21 protein-coding genes are annotated in these 15,078 nt (G+C 67.0%); 14 read left to right on the top strand and 7 right to left on the bottom strand.

Annotated features, from left to right (window positions below; translation table 11 throughout):
* Nucleotides 1-6: 6 nt before the first annotated feature.
* The gene (locus E7773_RS03110; protein ID WP_293987986.1) at nt 7-258 is read right to left on the bottom strand and encodes a hypothetical protein; all 252 of its coding nucleotides are present in this window, start codon (nt 256-258) and stop codon (nt 7-9) included.
* A gap of 145 nt (nt 259-403) precedes the next feature.
* Here E7773_RS03110 and E7773_RS03115 point away from each other — a divergent pair, with 145 nt between their 5' ends.
* The 10 genes from E7773_RS03115 to E7773_RS03160 all read left to right on the top strand — a co-directional run bounded on the left by E7773_RS03115 (nt 404) and on the right by E7773_RS03160 (nt 6,487).
* Nucleotides 404-808, top strand: coding sequence for a hypothetical protein (locus tag E7773_RS03115; RefSeq protein WP_293987989.1), 405 nt, complete (start codon nt 404-406; stop codon nt 806-808).
* Nucleotides 805-1,008, top strand: a complete 204-nt coding sequence (locus E7773_RS03120; protein ID WP_293987992.1) for a helix-turn-helix transcriptional regulator — start codon at nt 805-807, stop codon at nt 1,006-1,008. The genes E7773_RS03115 and E7773_RS03120 overlap by 4 nt, the downstream gene beginning before the upstream one ends.
* Nucleotides 1,009-1,010: 2 nt before the next feature.
* The gene (locus E7773_RS03125) at nt 1,011-1,925 is read left to right on the top strand and encodes an alpha/beta hydrolase (RefSeq protein WP_293987995.1); all 915 of its coding nucleotides are present in this window, start codon (nt 1,011-1,013) and stop codon (nt 1,923-1,925) included.
* A gap of 122 nt (nt 1,926-2,047) precedes the next feature.
* Nucleotides 2,048-2,758 (top strand): alpha/beta hydrolase, encoded by a 711-nt coding sequence (locus tag E7773_RS03130; RefSeq protein ID WP_293987998.1) that lies wholly within the window; start codon nt 2,048-2,050, stop codon nt 2,756-2,758.
* On the top strand, nt 2,755-3,528 hold the full coding sequence (locus E7773_RS03135) for a tetratricopeptide repeat protein (RefSeq protein ID WP_293988001.1): 774 nt from the start codon (nt 2,755-2,757) through the stop codon (nt 3,526-3,528). The genes E7773_RS03130 and E7773_RS03135 overlap by 4 nt, the downstream gene beginning before the upstream one ends.
* 56 nt (nt 3,529-3,584) lie before the next feature.
* The gene (locus tag E7773_RS03140; protein WP_293988003.1) at nt 3,585-4,037 is read left to right on the top strand and encodes a VOC family protein; all 453 of its coding nucleotides are present in this window, start codon (nt 3,585-3,587) and stop codon (nt 4,035-4,037) included.
* Nucleotides 4,037-4,246 (top strand): hypothetical protein, encoded by a 210-nt coding sequence (locus E7773_RS03145; RefSeq protein ID WP_293988006.1) that lies wholly within the window; start codon nt 4,037-4,039, stop codon nt 4,244-4,246. The genes E7773_RS03140 and E7773_RS03145 overlap by 1 nt, the downstream gene beginning before the upstream one ends.
* Nucleotides 4,246-5,292 (top strand): nitronate monooxygenase, encoded by a 1,047-nt coding sequence (locus E7773_RS03150; RefSeq protein ID WP_293988009.1) that lies wholly within the window; start codon nt 4,246-4,248, stop codon nt 5,290-5,292. Before E7773_RS03145 ends, E7773_RS03150 begins: the two co-directional genes overlap by 1 nt.
* On the top strand, nt 5,292-6,017 hold the full coding sequence (gene gloB, locus E7773_RS03155; protein ID WP_293988012.1) for a hydroxyacylglutathione hydrolase: 726 nt from the start codon (nt 5,292-5,294) through the stop codon (nt 6,015-6,017). The genes E7773_RS03150 and gloB overlap by 1 nt, the downstream gene beginning before the upstream one ends.
* Nucleotides 6,018-6,070: 53 nt before the next feature.
* Entirely contained in the window at nt 6,071-6,487 is a 417-nt protein-coding gene (locus E7773_RS03160) for a hypothetical protein (RefSeq protein WP_293988013.1), read from the top strand.
* Nucleotides 6,488-6,493: 6 nt separating this feature from the next.
* Here E7773_RS03160 and hslU read toward each other — a convergent pair whose 3' ends face one another.
* Nucleotides 6,494-7,786 (bottom strand): ATP-dependent protease ATPase subunit HslU, encoded by a 1,293-nt coding sequence (gene hslU, locus E7773_RS03165; RefSeq protein WP_293988016.1) that lies wholly within the window; start codon nt 7,784-7,786, stop codon nt 6,494-6,496.
* An 18-nt stretch (nt 7,787-7,804) separates the two neighbouring features.
* Entirely contained in the window at nt 7,805-8,353 is a 549-nt protein-coding gene (hslV, locus tag E7773_RS03170; protein ID WP_293988019.1) for an ATP-dependent protease subunit HslV, read from the bottom strand.
* A gap of 136 nt (nt 8,354-8,489) precedes the next feature.
* On the opposite strand from hslV, the gene E7773_RS03175 reads away from it, so the two are divergent.
* A complete protein-coding gene (locus E7773_RS03175; RefSeq protein ID WP_293988022.1) occupies nt 8,490-9,698 on the top strand; it encodes a Yip1 family protein in 1,209 nt (402 codons plus the stop codon).
* Nucleotides 9,699-9,883: 185 nt separating this feature from the next.
* Here the strand turns inward: E7773_RS03175 and E7773_RS03180 are convergent, their stop codons facing one another.
* From E7773_RS03180 to E7773_RS03190, 3 genes are all read right to left on the bottom strand, one after another.
* Entirely contained in the window at nt 9,884-10,297 is a 414-nt protein-coding gene (locus tag E7773_RS03180) for a holin family protein (protein WP_293988025.1), read from the bottom strand.
* A gap of 66 nt (nt 10,298-10,363) precedes the next feature.
* On the bottom strand, nt 10,364-10,639 hold the full coding sequence (locus E7773_RS03185; protein ID WP_293988028.1) for a hypothetical protein: 276 nt from the start codon (nt 10,637-10,639) through the stop codon (nt 10,364-10,366).
* A gap of 11 nt (nt 10,640-10,650) precedes the next feature.
* Nucleotides 10,651-11,976 (bottom strand): Nramp family divalent metal transporter, encoded by a 1,326-nt coding sequence (locus E7773_RS03190; protein ID WP_293988031.1) that lies wholly within the window; start codon nt 11,974-11,976, stop codon nt 10,651-10,653.
* A gap of 145 nt (nt 11,977-12,121) precedes the next feature.
* On the opposite strand from E7773_RS03190, the gene E7773_RS03195 reads away from it, so the two are divergent.
* Entirely contained in the window at nt 12,122-12,505 is a 384-nt protein-coding gene (locus tag E7773_RS03195; protein WP_293988034.1) for a DUF2147 domain-containing protein, read from the top strand.
* Here E7773_RS03195 and E7773_RS03200 read toward each other — a convergent pair.
* Entirely contained in the window at nt 12,502-13,125 is a 624-nt protein-coding gene (locus E7773_RS03200) for a DNA-3-methyladenine glycosylase 2 family protein (protein WP_293988037.1), read from the bottom strand. The genes E7773_RS03195 and E7773_RS03200 overlap by 4 nt on opposite strands.
* A gap of 66 nt (nt 13,126-13,191) precedes the next feature.
* On the opposite strand from E7773_RS03200, the gene E7773_RS03205 reads away from it, so the two are divergent.
* Nucleotides 13,192-13,509, top strand: a complete 318-nt coding sequence (locus E7773_RS03205; RefSeq protein ID WP_293988040.1) for a 2Fe-2S iron-sulfur cluster-binding protein — start codon at nt 13,192-13,194, stop codon at nt 13,507-13,509.
* A gap of 97 nt (nt 13,510-13,606) precedes the next feature.
* Nucleotides 13,607-15,046, top strand: coding sequence for a DUF4157 domain-containing protein (locus tag E7773_RS03210; protein ID WP_293988043.1), 1,440 nt, complete (start codon nt 13,607-13,609; stop codon nt 15,044-15,046).
* Nucleotides 15,047-15,078 lie beyond the last annotated feature (32 nt).

Raw genomic sequence — 15,078 nt, forward strand, 5'->3', positions numbered from 1 at the left:
TGCCGATCAGGCCGGCTTGGCGCCCGGCGTGCCGCATTTGGCAAACTTGCCCTTGGCGTCCTTGCACTTCACCGGCGCGGCGGGCTTCTTGTCGGGGCACTTCATGAACTTGCCCTTGGCATCCTTGCAGCGAGTCGCCGCGGGCGGCTTCTTATCCGGACATTTGACGAACTTGCCCTTGGCGTCCTTGCACGGCGCGGCGAGCGACGGCGTGGCGGACAGCGAAACCATGGCGAGAGCGAGAAACAACGTGCGCATCATCCAACTCCTTTATGCCCGAAAGAGCGCGCCGGTGATGCGCCCGCCCGCTCACCAGTTCAAGACGGAAAAGTGGAAAGCCCGCTTGACAGACAAGTTTCCTTTACTGTAAAGCTCCCTTCACTGATTCGAAAGGAGCCTTTACATGGCACACAGTGTGGCGACGCAGCGGTACAACGTTCGAGTGCTCGTCCTCAGCCTGGTCTACGGCGTGTCGCTGCTGACCGCGGTGTATAGTTTCAAGCATCACTTGATCGCTGGTCCGTTGGCTTGGCTCGCGGCGCTGCTGCCGGGGCTGGCGATCGTCGGCATCTTCGCGTCGATCGGATTTTATCTGGTCGAGGAGCAGGATGAATATTTGCGCGTGATGATGGCCCGCCAGACGTTGTGGGCGAGCGGGTTCGCATTGAGCGCCGCGACGATCTGGGGCTTCCTCGAAAGCTTCGATCTCGTCCCACACGTCGAATCCTATTATATCGCGGTGCTGTGGTTTGGCGGACTCGGGTTCGGGGCGTGCGCCAACCGGCTGACCAGCGGGAGGGGCGAGTGAATAACCGCCTCAAGGTCCTGCGCGCCGAGCGCAATTGGAGCCAGGGCGACCTCGCCGCCGCGCTCGACGTGTCGCGCCAGAGCGTCAACGCGATCGAGACGGGCCGCTACGACCCCTCGCTCCCCCTCGCCTTCAAGATCGCCGAGCTGTTCGCGCTCGCCATCGAAGACGTCTTCACCAGCCCATCGAAGGAAATCTGACCATGAACCGCATGTTCCCCATCGCCGTTGCGTTGTTCGCCTGTTTTATCGCGCACGAATCGCACGGCCGGCCGCTTGCTCCCGCCGCCGCCGCCGCCACGGCCGCCGAGGTCCGGATGGATCACATCTCGATCGTCGCGATGGGCAAGGGATCGCCCGTCATCCTGATCCCCGGCCTGTCGAGCCCGCGCGCGGTGTGGGACGGTGCCGCGCCGAATCTCGCCAAGACGCACCGCGTGATCCTGGTGCAGGTCAACGGGTTCAGCGGCGACGATGCGGGTGCGAACCTGAAGCCCGGAATCCTCGACGGCGTGGTCGCCGACCTCGACGCCTATATCGTCAAGAACAAGCTACAGGGCGCGGCGGTGGTCGGGCATTCGATGGGCGGGCTGCTCGGCATGATGCTGGCGAAGGCGCACCCGGGCGACGTCGGTAAGCTGATGATCGTCGACTCGCTGCCCTTCTACGGCATGCTGTTCGGGCCGACCGCGACCACCGCGATGGTCCAGCCGCAAGCCGCGATGATGCGCGACAAGATGATCGCGGGCTACGGCAAGCCCGCCGATGCGGCGAACGTCGAAGGCGTCGCCAACGCGCTCGCGCTGAAGCCGGGCAGCCGCGAGCTAGTCAAGGGATGGATGGCCGCCGCCGATCCGCGCGTGTCGGGCGAGGCGATGTACGAGGATCTCCAGACCGACCTGCGCGCCGACATGGCGGGCATCAAGACGCCGATGACGATCGTCTATCCGTGGAACGACGCGCGCCCGACCAAGCCGATCGCCGATACGCTGTACAAGGCCGCGTATGCCGCCGCGCCGCACATGACCTATGTCGACATCGGCGACGCCGCGCATTTCGTAATGCTCGACCAGCCCGAGGCGTTCGCCAAGGCGCTGGACGCGTTTCTGGCGAGCTAAACATTGTGCCGTCATCCCCGCGAAGGCGGGGATCCATCTCCCGCCGTTGCCGCAAGAGGCGCGGTTGGGGAGATGGGGCCCGCTTTCGCGGGGGTGACGGAGTTGATACAGGCGCGCGGATCATGACCGACACTCTCCGCCCCGCGCTCGCCTATCACCTGACCGTCGGCAAGGGGCCGCCGGTCCTCTTCCTCCCCGGCTATGCCTCCGACATGGAAGGGGCCAAGGCGCTCGCGCTGGAAACGTGGGCGAAGGCGAGCGGACGGACGTTTTGCCGTTTCGACTATGCCGGCTGTGGCGCGAGCGAAGGTGCCTTCGAGGAGCAGACGCTGACCGGCTGGCGCGACGATGCGCTCGAAATGCTCGATCTCTTTTCGGAACCCGCGATCCTGGTCGGGTCGTCGATGGGCGGGTGGATCGCGCTGATGCTGGCGCGCGATCACCCCGAAAGGGTCGCGGCGCTGGTCGGGATCGCCGCGGCCGCCGATTTCACCGACTGGGGCTTCTCGATGGAAGAGAAGATGAAGCTGCTCCAGAACGGCCGGATCGAGCGCGCGTCGCCCTATGCCGACCAGCCGACCGTCTTCACCAGCCGCTTCTGGCAGTCGGGCGAGGCGTCGCGGATGACCGCGGCGGCGATCGCGATTTCGTGCCCGGTGCGGCTGATCCACGGGCTCGGCGACCGCGACGTGCCGGTCGACCGCAGCATGCACCTGCTCCACCAGATCCGCTCAGGCGATGTTCAGGCGACGCTGGTCAAGCACGGCGACCACCGGCTGTCGCGCGACGAGGACATCGCGCTGCTGATCCGGACGATTGAAGGGCTTTCATGATTCTCCTAGCGCTCGCGCTGCAAGCCGCCGCTTCCGCCCCGACCCCGCTCGACGCGCGCTACAAGGCGTGCCTCGATCTCGCCACCAGCAATCCGCAGGACGCCGAGAGCGAGGCGGAGCGCTTCCGGCTGGCGGGCGGCGGCGCGCGGGCGCGACAGTGCCTGGGGCTGGCCTATGCGCAGCAAGAGCGGTGGCGCGACGCGGCGGGCGCGTTCGAGGCGGCCGCGCGCGAGGCCGATGCCGCGAAGGATCCGCTCGGTGCGCGCTATTGGGCACAGGCGGGCAATGCGTGGCTGGCGGCGAACGAGCCGGTCAAGGCCTATGCCGCGCTCAACACCGCGCTCGCGGGGACGGCGCTGACGGGGCAGGACAAGGGCGAGGCGCTGCTCGACCGCGCGCGGACGTTGGTTGCGGCAGGGCAAGCGTCGGCGGCGCGTGGCGACCTCGACTCGGCGCTGGAGAGTGCGCCGAACGACCCGCTCGCGTGGCTACTCTCGGCGACGCTCGCGCGGCGGATGAAGGACCTGCCGCGCGCGCAAAGCGACATCGCGCAGGCACTCAAGCTGTCGAGCGACGATGCGTCGGTGCAACTGGAGGCGGGCAACATCGCCGCACTGGCGGGCGACGCGACCGCGGCGAAAACGGCCTGGGAAACGGCGGTCAAACTCGCACCCACCAGTACGCCGGGTCAGCAGGCACGCGCCGCGCTTGGGCAGTTCGATGCCCCACCGCCCGCGCCCTCGCCGACACCAGCACCGCCCGCCAAATAGCTGGCATCCGCCGGGACGCGCTCCTATCTCCGCCACAATCAGCGGGAGGAGCGCGCATGAACTATCTCCACACGATGATCCGGGTCAGCGATCCTGATGCGACGGTCAGATTCTTCGAATTGCTCGGTCTCAAGGAAATCCGCCGGTTCGACAACGAGAGGGGCCGCTTCACGCTGATCTTCCTCGCCACCCCCGACGACAATGCGGAACTGGGCGAGAAGCGCCGCGCGGAGGTCGAGCTGACCTACAACTGGCCCGCGGAAGACGGATCGGCCGAGACCTATACCGGCGGGCGCAATTTCGGCCACCTCGCCTACCGCGTCGACGATATCTACGCGACGTGCCAGCGGCTGATGGACGCCGGGGTGACGATCAACCGCCCGCCGCGCGACGGCCACATGGCCTTCGTCCGCACCCCCGATGCGATCTCGATCGAATTGCTACAAAAGGACGGCCCGCTCGCGCCCGCCGAGCCGTGGGCGTCGATGCCCAATACGGGGGAATGGTGATGGACGCGCCCGCCCCGCTGCTGCTCGACCTGCTCGCCTCGCTGAAGGCCGGGCCGAAACCCTATGCCGAGGTGATGGACGCGTGGCGGACGAGTTGCCCGCGCTTGCCGGTGTGGGAGGATGCGGTCGACCTTGGGCTGGTGCGCCGCGACCACGATCTCGTAGCGCTGACCGAGGCGGGCGCGGCGCGGCTCGACGCGCGGCCGTAATGACCGGCTGGCCCGACCCGCGGTTCCTCGACCTGACCGGCGCGGAAGCGCCGATCGTTCAAGCGCCGATGGCGGGCGCGAGCGGCGTCGCGCTGGCGGTGGCGGCGATGCGCGGTGGGGCGGTCGGGTCGCTGCCATGCGCGATGCTGACGCCGATCCAGGTGATCGTGCAATCGGCCGAAGTGCGTGCTGAGGCGGACGGGCCGCTCAACCTCAATTTCTTCTGCCACACGCTTGCCCCTGCGCCCGACGATAGCCCCTGGCGGAAACTACTGACGCCTTTTTACGAGGAAGAGGGAGTCGAGCCCGGCACACCGCCGCCGCCGCTGCGCCGCCCGTTCGATGCGGCGATGGCCGAGGCGGTCGAGGCGGTGCGGCCGGAGATCGTCAGCTTCCATTTCGGGCTGCCCGACGCTGGCGTGCTGGCGCGCGTCCGCGCAAGCGGCGCGCTGGTGTTCGGCAACGCGACCTCACCGGACGAGATGCGCTGGCTCACCGATGCCGGGGTCGATGCGATCGTGCTGCAGGGCGCAGAGGCCGGGGGGCATGCCGGATGGTTCCTCGATGGGCACCGTCCGGCTCCGCTTGCCGAACTGCTCCGCGTCGACGTGCCAATCCCCAAAATTGCCGCGGGCGGGGTGGCCGATGCTGCGGGCATGGCTGCAGCATTTTCCGCCGGCGCGAGCGCGGTGCAAATCGGCACCGCCTATCTCGCCAGCCCGGAAAGCCTGGCGAGCGCGCCGCACCGCGCGTTGATCGGCACCGCGACCGATACCGTCTTCACCAATCTGTTTTCGGGCGGCATCGCGCGCGGTTTTCGCAACCGATTGATCGACGCGATCGGGCCGGTCAACGACGCCGCCCCGCCCTTCCCGCACGCCTCTGCCGCGCTCGCACCGTTACGCATGGCAGCCGAAGCCGACGGACGCGGCGACTATTCGCCGCTGTGGGCCGGGGCCGGCGCAGCGCGCGTGCGGCCCGAACCCGCCGAGGCGCTGACTCGCCGCCTTGCCGCCGAAAGCCTCGCCCTCCTGGAGACCGCCTGATGCCCCTCGAGATCGTGCGCATTCCCGCGTTCAGCGACAATTACATCTGGCTGGTCCATGACTCCGACAGCCAGGAAACGATGGTGGTCGATCCCGGCGAGGCGACCGCGGTGCTGGCAGAGGCCGAGCGGCGTGGCTGGACGATCTCGGCGATCTGGAACACGCACTGGCATCCCGACCACACCGGCGGCAACCAGGCAATCAAGGACGCAACCGGCGCCCCCGTCATCGCGCCGACCGCCGAGGCCGCGAAGATCCCGACCGCCGACCGGCTGGTCGCGGAGGGCGACCAGGTAACGCTCGGCAACCACGTCGCGACGGTGCTGGAGACGCCCGCGCATACCGCCGGGCACATCACCTATCACTTTGCCGATGACGCCGCGCTGTTCCCGGGGGACACATTGTTCGCGATGGGATGCGGGCGGCTGTTCGAGGGCACTGCGGAGCAGATGCACGCGAACCTTCAGCGGCTCGCCAAACTACCCCACGAGACGCAGGTCTATTGCGCGCACGAATACACGCTGTCGAACGCGCGCTACGCGCACGTCGCGGAACCGGACAACGACGAGATCGCGCGCCGACTGGTGGCGGTCGAGCGGATGCGCGAGATCGGCGAGCCGACCGTGCCGACGACGATCGGCGAGGAGCGCGCGACCAATCCGTTCATGCGCGCATCGTCGGCCGAACAATTCGCCGAGCGCCGCAAGGCAAAGGATGCTTTTTGAGCGTTGATGCGTTATAGTGTTCCACACGGGGGGGAGATGCGATGGAGTCGCCGATGCGTATCCTTGTTCCCGCTCTCGCTCTCACCGCGCTGGCGCTAACCGGCTGCGCGATGTCCCCCGCCGAAACCGCGCGCGCTCAAGCCAATGCGGAAGCGACCCGCGCCGCGCTCGGCCAGCAGCTCGCCGGGCTCCACGCCACGGGCACCGACGACTGCCTGGACACGTTCCGGACCAATTCGGCGTCGCTCAAGGCCTATGGCCCGACGCTGGTTTATCGCGTGAGCAACGGGCTGGTCTACGTCAACGACACGGCCGGCGGCTGCGAAGCCATCGAGCATGGCGACTATCTGGTCACCCGGTCCAATTCCGGTCGGCTGTGCCGCGGCGATATCGGGCAGACCTTTTCGGCCGGGTCGCACATCCCGACCGGCAGCTGCGCACTGGGATCGTTTACCACCTACCGCAAATAGGGTTGGCTACAGCACAAACCGGCTGAGGTCGGTGTTGCGCGCGATGCTTGCGAGTTGCGCCTCCACGTATGCGGCGTCGATCGTCAGCGCGCTGCCGCTACGATCTTCCGCGTCGAAGCTCACTTCTTCGAGCAGCTTCTCCATCACCGTCTGGAGCCGCCGCGCGCCGATATTCTCGACCGCGCCGTTTACCTCCGCGGCGATCCTGGCGACCGCGCGGATGCCGTCGTCGGTGAAGTCGATGCTGACCCCCTCGGTGCCGATCAGCGCCTTGTACTGCTCGGGCAGCGACGCCTTGGTGTCGCTGAGGATCGCGACGAAATCGTCCTCGGTCAGCCCCTTGAGTTCGACGCGGATCGGAAGGCGGCCCTGTAACTCGGGGAGCAGGTCGCTGGGCTTGGCGACGTGGAACGCTCCGCTCGCGATGAACAGGATATGGTCAGTCTTCATCGGCCCGTATTTGGTTGCGACCGTCGTGCCCTCGATCAGCGGGAGCAGGTCGCGCTGGACGCCCTCGCGACTGACCGATCCGCCGCGGACATCGCTGACCGCGATCTTGTCGATCTCGTCGAGAAACACGATCCCATTTGCCTCGGCATCGGCCAGCGCCTGGCGCGAGACCTCGTCTTGGTCGAGCCGCTTATCGGCCTCTTCTTCGACGAGCTTGTCCCACGCCATCGGCACGGTGAGCTTGCGGCGCTTTAACTGCGGCCCGCCAAAGCCCTTCATCATTTCGCCGAGGTTGATCATCTGCGCACCCGCGCCGGGGATGTCGAACGGCATCTGCGGCGCGGCCTCGAGCTCGATCTCGACCTCGGTCTGGTCGAGCACGCCGTCGCGGAAGCGCTGCTTGAACGCCTCGCGCGTCGCGGTCGACGAATCCTTGCCGGTCAGCGCGTCGAGCAGGCGGTTCATCGCCGCTTCCTCGGCCTTGTCCTTCACCGCGACGCGGCGGCGCTCCTTCTCCAGCCGGATCGCTTCCTCGACCAGGTCGCGCGCGATCTGTTCGACGTCGCGGCCGACATAACCCACTTCGGTGAACTTGGTCGCCTCGACCTTGACGAACGGCGCGTCGGCGAGCTTCGCGAGACGGCGGCTGATCTCGGTCTTGCCGCACCCGGTCGGGCCGATCATCAGGATGTTCTTGGGCGTCACCTCGTCGCGCAGATCGGCGCCGAGCCGCTGCCGCCGCCAGCGGTTGCGCAGCGCGACCGCGACCGCCTTCTTCGCATCGGTCTGGCCAATGATGTGCGCGTCGAGGGCAGCGACGATCGCCTTGGGAGTCAGTGAGTCATTCATGTCGGGATCCGGAAGAAATCAGGTGATGCTGTCGAGCGCTTCGACGGTGAGGCGGTCGTTGGTGTAGACGCAGAGTTCACCCGCGATTCCCATCGCCTTGCGACAGATCGTCTCGGCATCGTCTTCATAGTCGACCAGCGCGCGCGCGGCGGCGAGCGCGTAATTGCCGCCCGACCCGATCGCCGCGACGCCGCCCTCGGGCTCCAGCACGTCGCCGTTGCCGGTCAGGATCAGCGTCACTTCCTTGTCGGCGACGATCATCATCGCCTCCAGGTTGCGGAGGTATTTGTCAGTCCGCCAGTCCTTGGCGAGTTCGACCGCCGCGCGCATCAGCTGGCCATTGGCGCGCTCCAGCTTGGCCTCGAGCCGCTCGAACAAGGTAAAGGCATCGGCGGTCGCGCCGGCGAACCCGCCGATCACCGACCCGTCGCCCAATTGCCGCACCTTGCGCGCATTGGGCTTCATCACCGTCTGCCCGGCGGAGACCTGGCCGTCGCCGATCACGACCACCTTGCCGTTCTTGCGCACCGACAGGATCGTCGTGCCGTGCCATTTCGTTTCGCTCATGGCCGGGGATGTAGGCATCTGCGCGGCGAGCGCAACGGCCACGCCAAATGTCGCGCCCGTCCAATTATTTTGCCGCGACTCGGCGCACTATCCTTCGCCGAAGGGGCGGGTCGCCCCATGACGAGGGGAGCGAAAGATGGCGAGCGAATTTCCCAAGGACACGGTCGGGCAACCGCCGGTGGGCGGCGGCATGGTCGGGCGGATCAAGCGGCTGCTGATGAGCCCCGCCGAGGAATGGAAGGCGATCGATGCCGAGCCCGACACCGCGAAGGGCGTGTTCCTGCGCTGGGCGGCACCGCTCGCGGCGATCCCGGCGATCTGTAGCTTCATCGGCATGCAGGTGTTCGGGATCGGATTTCTCCTCGTCCATTTCCGCCCGAGCATCGTCTATTCGGCGGTCAGCAGCGGCCTGAGCTACGTCGGCGCGCTGGCCGGCGTGTGGGTGCTGGCGCTCGTCATCGACGCGCTCGCGCCCAGTTTCGGCAGCACCAAGAACCAGGATCAGGCGATGAAGGTCGCCGCTTATTCGTACACCGCGGCGTGGGTCGCGGGGGTGCTCAACCTGATCCCGGCACTCGCGCCGATCGGCATGCTGGTCGGGCTCTACAGCTTCTATCTGCTGTGGGTCGGGCTGCCGATCCTTATGAAGACGGCGGCGGACAAGGCAGCCGGCTATACGATCGTGTCGGTCGTCGTTTCGATCGGATGCTATTTCATCATCGCCTGGGTGATCGGGATGATCACCGCCAACATGCTCGTGTCGAGCGCGGCGATGATGCCCGGGGGCACCGGATCGGTCACGTTCGGCGGGACGACGATCGACACCGGCAAGCTCGAAGCGCAAGCCGCCGCGATCAAGGAATCGACCGAGAAGATGCAGGCGTCGCTCGCCGGGAACGGTAATGGCGCCGGCACCAAGGCGGTCGACCCGGCGGCGCTGCAGAACCTCATCCCCGCCTCCTTGTCGGGGTGGAACCGGACCAGCATCGAAAGCACCGGCGGCGGCGCGCTGGGCGTCAACGTCAGCGACGCGACCGCGCAGTTCGCCGCGGGCGACCAGAGCTTTCATCTCAAGATCAGCGACACCGGCGCGGTCGGCGCGCTGGCGGGTCTGGTGAACGTAAACTCGAGCAGCCAGACCGCGACCGGCTATAAGAAGACCTCGCTACAGGACGGCAACATGGTCACCGAAGAGTGGGACAACAGCAGCAAGTCGGGCACGTACAGCGTGCTCGTCGGCAAGCGTTTCGTGGTCGAGGCCGAGGGATCGGCACCGAGCATCGACGTGCTGAAGAGCGCGGTCGGATCGGTTAATCTGGGGCAACTCGCCGCGCTGGCGAGCTAGCCGCGGCGGGCACGCGCCGTAGCACAGCTACGTCGCAAGTCCCGCAAGGCCGGTCGGCGCCGGGCGTGAGCCCGACGTCCGCCCCCGTCTTCGCGGGACAGGCTCTGGATCTAGTCCAGTGACGGATGCCGACCCGTGGCGACGCGAAAATTGACACTAGGTTGACACTATCGCGCACGCACGCGTCACTTGTCGGTGCCCGCCGCCTTCCCCCATTGCCGCGCGACGGTGTAGCCGAGATAGCCCGTGCCGAAGAGCGCGTAGAGCGGCTCGGGAATGCCGTTGAGGTACGCGTTCATGCCGGCGGCGATGTCCTTCGCCATCTGCGGCTGCGCGGCGGCGATCAGCCCCATCGGGATCGCCCAGAGCAAGAGCGCGTACATCACATAGAGGAAGCTCGGCCGCGCGCGGCTGGTCCACGGATCGGCCGACTGCGCCTCCGCCATGATCGCGGAGATTTGCGTCTTGGTCGCCTCCATCTCCTGACTGCCCTGCAATTCGAGCAGCTTGAGCTTTGCCTCGTCGCGCGCCTTGGGATCGGGGATCAGCTTGTCGAGCAGCGAAGCGACGGGTCCGACGATCGCGTCGAGAATGGCCATGGTCGTTCTCCTTCGGTTAGGTGAGAACGGTCCACTTATCCTATTTGGTTGTCTGTAGGAAAATGCTTATGTGTATAGAAAGAAGAAATCCGCAGGCACCCGAACGCGTCGTTTGAGGCAGCGTATCTTCTTCGCGGCCGGCGGCTCCTTGCCGGTTTGAGACAAGCCGCTGACTGCAAGGCCGCTGTCGTTTACATTAATGCCATCCAGGCCACATTTCTTGCCGACCACCGCCACGTTCTCGGGGGTCCACGGCAGTTTGGCGGCGCAGGCGGATAGCATCGCCAGGACCATCAGCGCGGTTGCGATCCTGATCAGGGTCGTCGTCCTTTCGCCGGGCACCAGGCTATCACCTAGCCCATTGCGATCCGCACCAACAACGTCACGTTAAGCGCCACGATCGCCGCCGCCACGCCCCAGGCCGCGATGCGCAGGCCGAGCGGGCTGGCGAAATCGCCCATCAGCTTCCGGTCGCTGGTGAAGGCGACCAGCGGGATCACCGCGAAGGGCAATTGCAAGCTGAGGATTACCTGGCTGAGCACGAGCAGGTTGGTCGTCGCCCCCTCGCCAGCCAGCCCGATCACCAAGGCCGCGGGGACGACCGCGAGCGACCGCGTGATCATCCGCCGCAACCACGCGGGCAAGCGAATGTCGAGGAACCCTTCCATCACGATCTGCCCGGCGAGCGTGCCGGTGATCGTCGAATTCTGCCCCGAGGCGAGCAGCGCGAGCGCGAACACCACGCTTGCCGCGCCCGCGCCGAGCAATGGCGACAACAAGCGGTGCGCTTGCTCGATATCGGCGACGTCGGTGCGCCCCGCGGTGTGGAAGGCGGCGGCGGCCAGGATCAGGATCGCGGCGTTGATGAGGAGCGCGAAGCCGAGCGCGACGACCGTGTCGGCGGTGGCGAAGGCGATCGCGCTCCGCTTCCCTTCGCCCTCGATCCGGCGTGTCTGCACCACCGACGAGTGGAGGTAGAGGTTATGCGGCATCACCGTCGCGCCGAGGATGCCGATCGCGATGTACAGCATCGCCGGGTTGGTCACGATCCGGCTCGTCGGCACGAACCCCGCCGCGATGCCCGCCCAGTCGGGCCGCGCCAGCCACAATTCGTAGATGAAGCACCCGGCGATGACGAACAGCAACGTCGCGACGAACGCCTCGAGCTTCCTGAACCCGAAATGCTGGAGCGCGAGCAGCAGCATCACGTCGAACGCGGTAATCAGCACGCCGGCGAGCAGCGGCAGCCCGAACAGCAGGTTGAGCGCGATCGCGGTGCCCAGCACCTCGGCGAGGTCGCACGCGATGATCGCGAGCTCGCACAACAGCCACAGCCCGATCGTGACCGGACGGCCGTAGCGCTTGCGGCAGGCTTGCGCGAGGTCGAGGCCCGCCGCGATCCCGAGCCGCGCCGATAGCGTCTGGAGCAGGATCGCCATCAGGCTCGACAACAGCACGACCGACAGCAAAGTATAGCCGAACGCCGACCCGCCGGCGAGGTCGGTCGCCCAATTGCCCGGGTCCATATAACCGACCGCGACGAGATAGCCCGGCCCGACGAACGCCATCGCGCGGCGCCAGAACCCGCGCCGCGGTACCGCGACGGTGCCATGGCTTTCGGACAGCGACCGGCCGAAACCGTGGTGCTGGATCGCGTCACTGGTCGGCGGTGGCGTCAACGGCTCCCCTTTTTGTCGCTAGCGTGCCCGCCCGATACCGTCGTCCGGGCGTCGTGGTTGCACCCGCTATGCTGGCCGCGCCCGCCCCGCGTCAATCCGCGCGCGACGGGCTGGCGCGGCGCGCCGTCGGCGGTATGAGCAGGCGATGATTCGCTATCTCTCCGCAGCGTTGCTGCTCGTCGGCGCGACCGCCGCCTTCGCCGCGCAGCCGATCGCCGGCCGCTGGTTGACCGCCGACGGCAGCGCAGTGGTCGCGATCGGCCCGTGCGGGCCGACCTTGTGCGGCAAGATCGTCCGCGTGCTCAAGGTGTCGGCGGGTCCCGACGGGGCGGTCAAGGCGCGGCAGGCAATCGGAGTCGTAATCCTGGCCGGTCTGGTCCCCGACGGCGACGGGTGGAAGGGCAGTGTCCTCGATCCCAAGAGCGGCAAGAAATACAATGCCCGAGTGACGCGCGACGGGGGCAAGCTCAACGTGCAGGGCTGCGTGTCGGTGTTCTGCAAGACTTTGGTGTGGACCGCAACGCGCTAGATGACCTCCATATCGACCTTGTAATGGTGCCACGCCAGGATCGCCGCGGCGCCGCGGTGGGGGCGCCATTTCTCGGCCAGTTCGCGGATCGTCTTTTCGCTCGGGCGGTCGTCGTGGCCCAGGATGCGGCCGATCTCGATCTGTACCGCCAGGTCGCCGGCGGGCCAGATGTCGGGGCGGCCTTCGGCGAACAACAGATAGATTTCCGCCGACCAGCGGCCGATGCCCTTGACCTGGATCAGCTTGGCGATCGCTTCCTCGTCGTCGGCGGGCAGGTTGGCGAGGTCCAACCGGCCGCTCGTTACTTCCTCCGCCAGGCTGCGCGCATAGCTCGCCTTCTGCCGCGACAGGCCGGCGGCGCGGAGTCGCTCGTCGGTCGCCTTGGCGATGTTCGCGGGGTTTTCGAGATCGCCGCATTGCTCCTCGAGCTTGCACCAGATCGACGCGGCCGCCGCCACGCTCACCTGCTGCCCGACGATCGTTCGGAGCAGCGTGCCGTACCCCCGGTCGCGCACGCGCGGTTCGGGGTAGCCCGCGCGCTCGATCGCCTTGGCGAACGCCGGGTCGGCCGCGGCGAGCGCGTCGCACGATGCGCGCATGCTGTCGGGGGTGGTCACCATGATGCGCTACCTTGATTGCGGGGGCGGGGCGCGGCATGGCGCGCGGGAAGCACGGAAAGGAACGTCATGCCCAAGCTTATCGTCGTGACGCGCGGCGGGGAAGAACAGGAAATCACGGGGCAGGCCGGGCTTTCGGTGATGGAAGTGATCCGCGACGCCGGGATCGACGAAGTGCTCGCGCTGTGCGGCGGGTGCTGCAGTTGTGCTACGTGCCACGTCCATGTCGACCCGGCATTTGCGGCCAAAGTGAACCCAATGAGCGAGGACGAAAACGATCTGCTCGATTCGTCCGCCGACCGCGATGAAACCAGCCGGCTGTCGTGCCAGATCGAGTTCAGCGATGCGCTGGACGGGTTGAAGGTGCGGATCGCGGCGGAGGATTGATCGAGCGTCGCTTGCTTGACTATCGCCCGCGTTCACAGGACACCCTCGCCCGAAAGGCGAAGCGATGTTCGATCGGTTGTCCAGACCCGCTCCGCCCATGTCGCCCCAGCCAGCGAATGCCGCTGCGCCAGTCGGGCAATTTTTTGCCGCGACCCACCTGCCGCGGCATCGGCTGGGCGAGCTGCCGGCCGTCGATCCGTCGGCGGGGCGTAATCGAACCGGCCTCCCCGATCGTCTCAAGCGCGGGGTGGAGTTGCTCGGCGGCGTGTCGCTCGACGACGTGAAAGTGCATTACCGCTCCGCGGCCCCGGCGGGAATCGGTGCTCGCGCGTTCGCGCGCGGCCGTGAAATCCACGTCGCGCCGGGCGAGGAAGCATCGTTGCCCCACGAAGCCTGGCACCTCGTCCAGCAGGCGCATGGCCGAGTCCGCGCAACGACCCGGCTGGATGGCACGGCGATCAACGACGACCGCACGCTCGAGCGCGAGGCCGATATGATGGGCAGGCGCGCCTGGCATGCCGGCGTCGGCGCGCCGGCGGCGGCGGCTGTGACAGCCGAGCCCGCCCCCGCCGCGCCCGCTGCCATTGCGCAACGCGATCCGCTGGACGACCTGATGATGAAGCACCCCGATGTCGCCGCGCATATCTTCAGCCACCTGTCGTTCGGCGATCTCGGCAATATGGCGGCGGTCAGCAAGCGGGCGAACAAGATCGCCGACCAGACGCGAGTGCAAGGCGGCCCGGTGACTCGCGCGGCCTTGAACGCCCATATGAGCAAGTTCAGGCTGACCGGGTTGCACGGCGCGTCGTCGAACGACGCCGACAGCCTGGTTGGCGGCGTGACGACGGGCCACGCCTCCAATTTCGATCGAGGATCGAAGCTGGGCCCGGGATTCTACATGACCGAAGGGGTCGAGGCGCCGGAACAAGAGGCGGCCAAGCACTTCGCCGACAATCGCGTCGCGAAACTGAACGAGAATGTCCGGAAAGAAGCGGACAAGGCCAAGGCGGGCGGTGAAGCAGCGAGTAGCAGCAGCAGCTCGGCGTCGGGAAACAGCAACGAAACACCAGCGAGCGCCGCTGCGCCGGCCAACGGCGGGCAACCGACCATCTATCGCGTGTTCACCCGCGACCTCAATAAGCTGTCCGCCTCATCCCCGCCGGCCGAACCGTGGCTCAAACCCGACTCCAAGGAAATGCGTCCCGACCATCGTGGTGCCGGCGATGTTCTGAAATCGAACCTCACCGACATCGCCAAATGGGGCCAGCGCGCGCCCCGCGAAATGAAGATCGCGCCGTATATCCTGTCGCCAACGCTCGAAGAGGGCGTCCATCCCAACCATCGCCAGCAGTTGAAGGATGAAGAGCTTCGGCAGACGCTCGAGAGAAAACGCCGTGATTTCGGCATCGAGGTGCTGCCACCGGTCGCACCCGCGCCAAAGAAGGACGAGCCCGATATGCGCGGCGTGCTCCCCCAAGCGTTCCTGAAGGGCGTCGCCACGCGAATCAACCGCGGCGAGGAACGCAAGGAAAAGTGAGCGCGGCGGGCGGCGGGCAGCCAAGATAAACG

This window comes from Sphingomonas sp., assembly GCF_004799495.1.
Lineage (GTDB): Bacteria > Pseudomonadota > Alphaproteobacteria > Sphingomonadales > Sphingomonadaceae > Sphingomonas.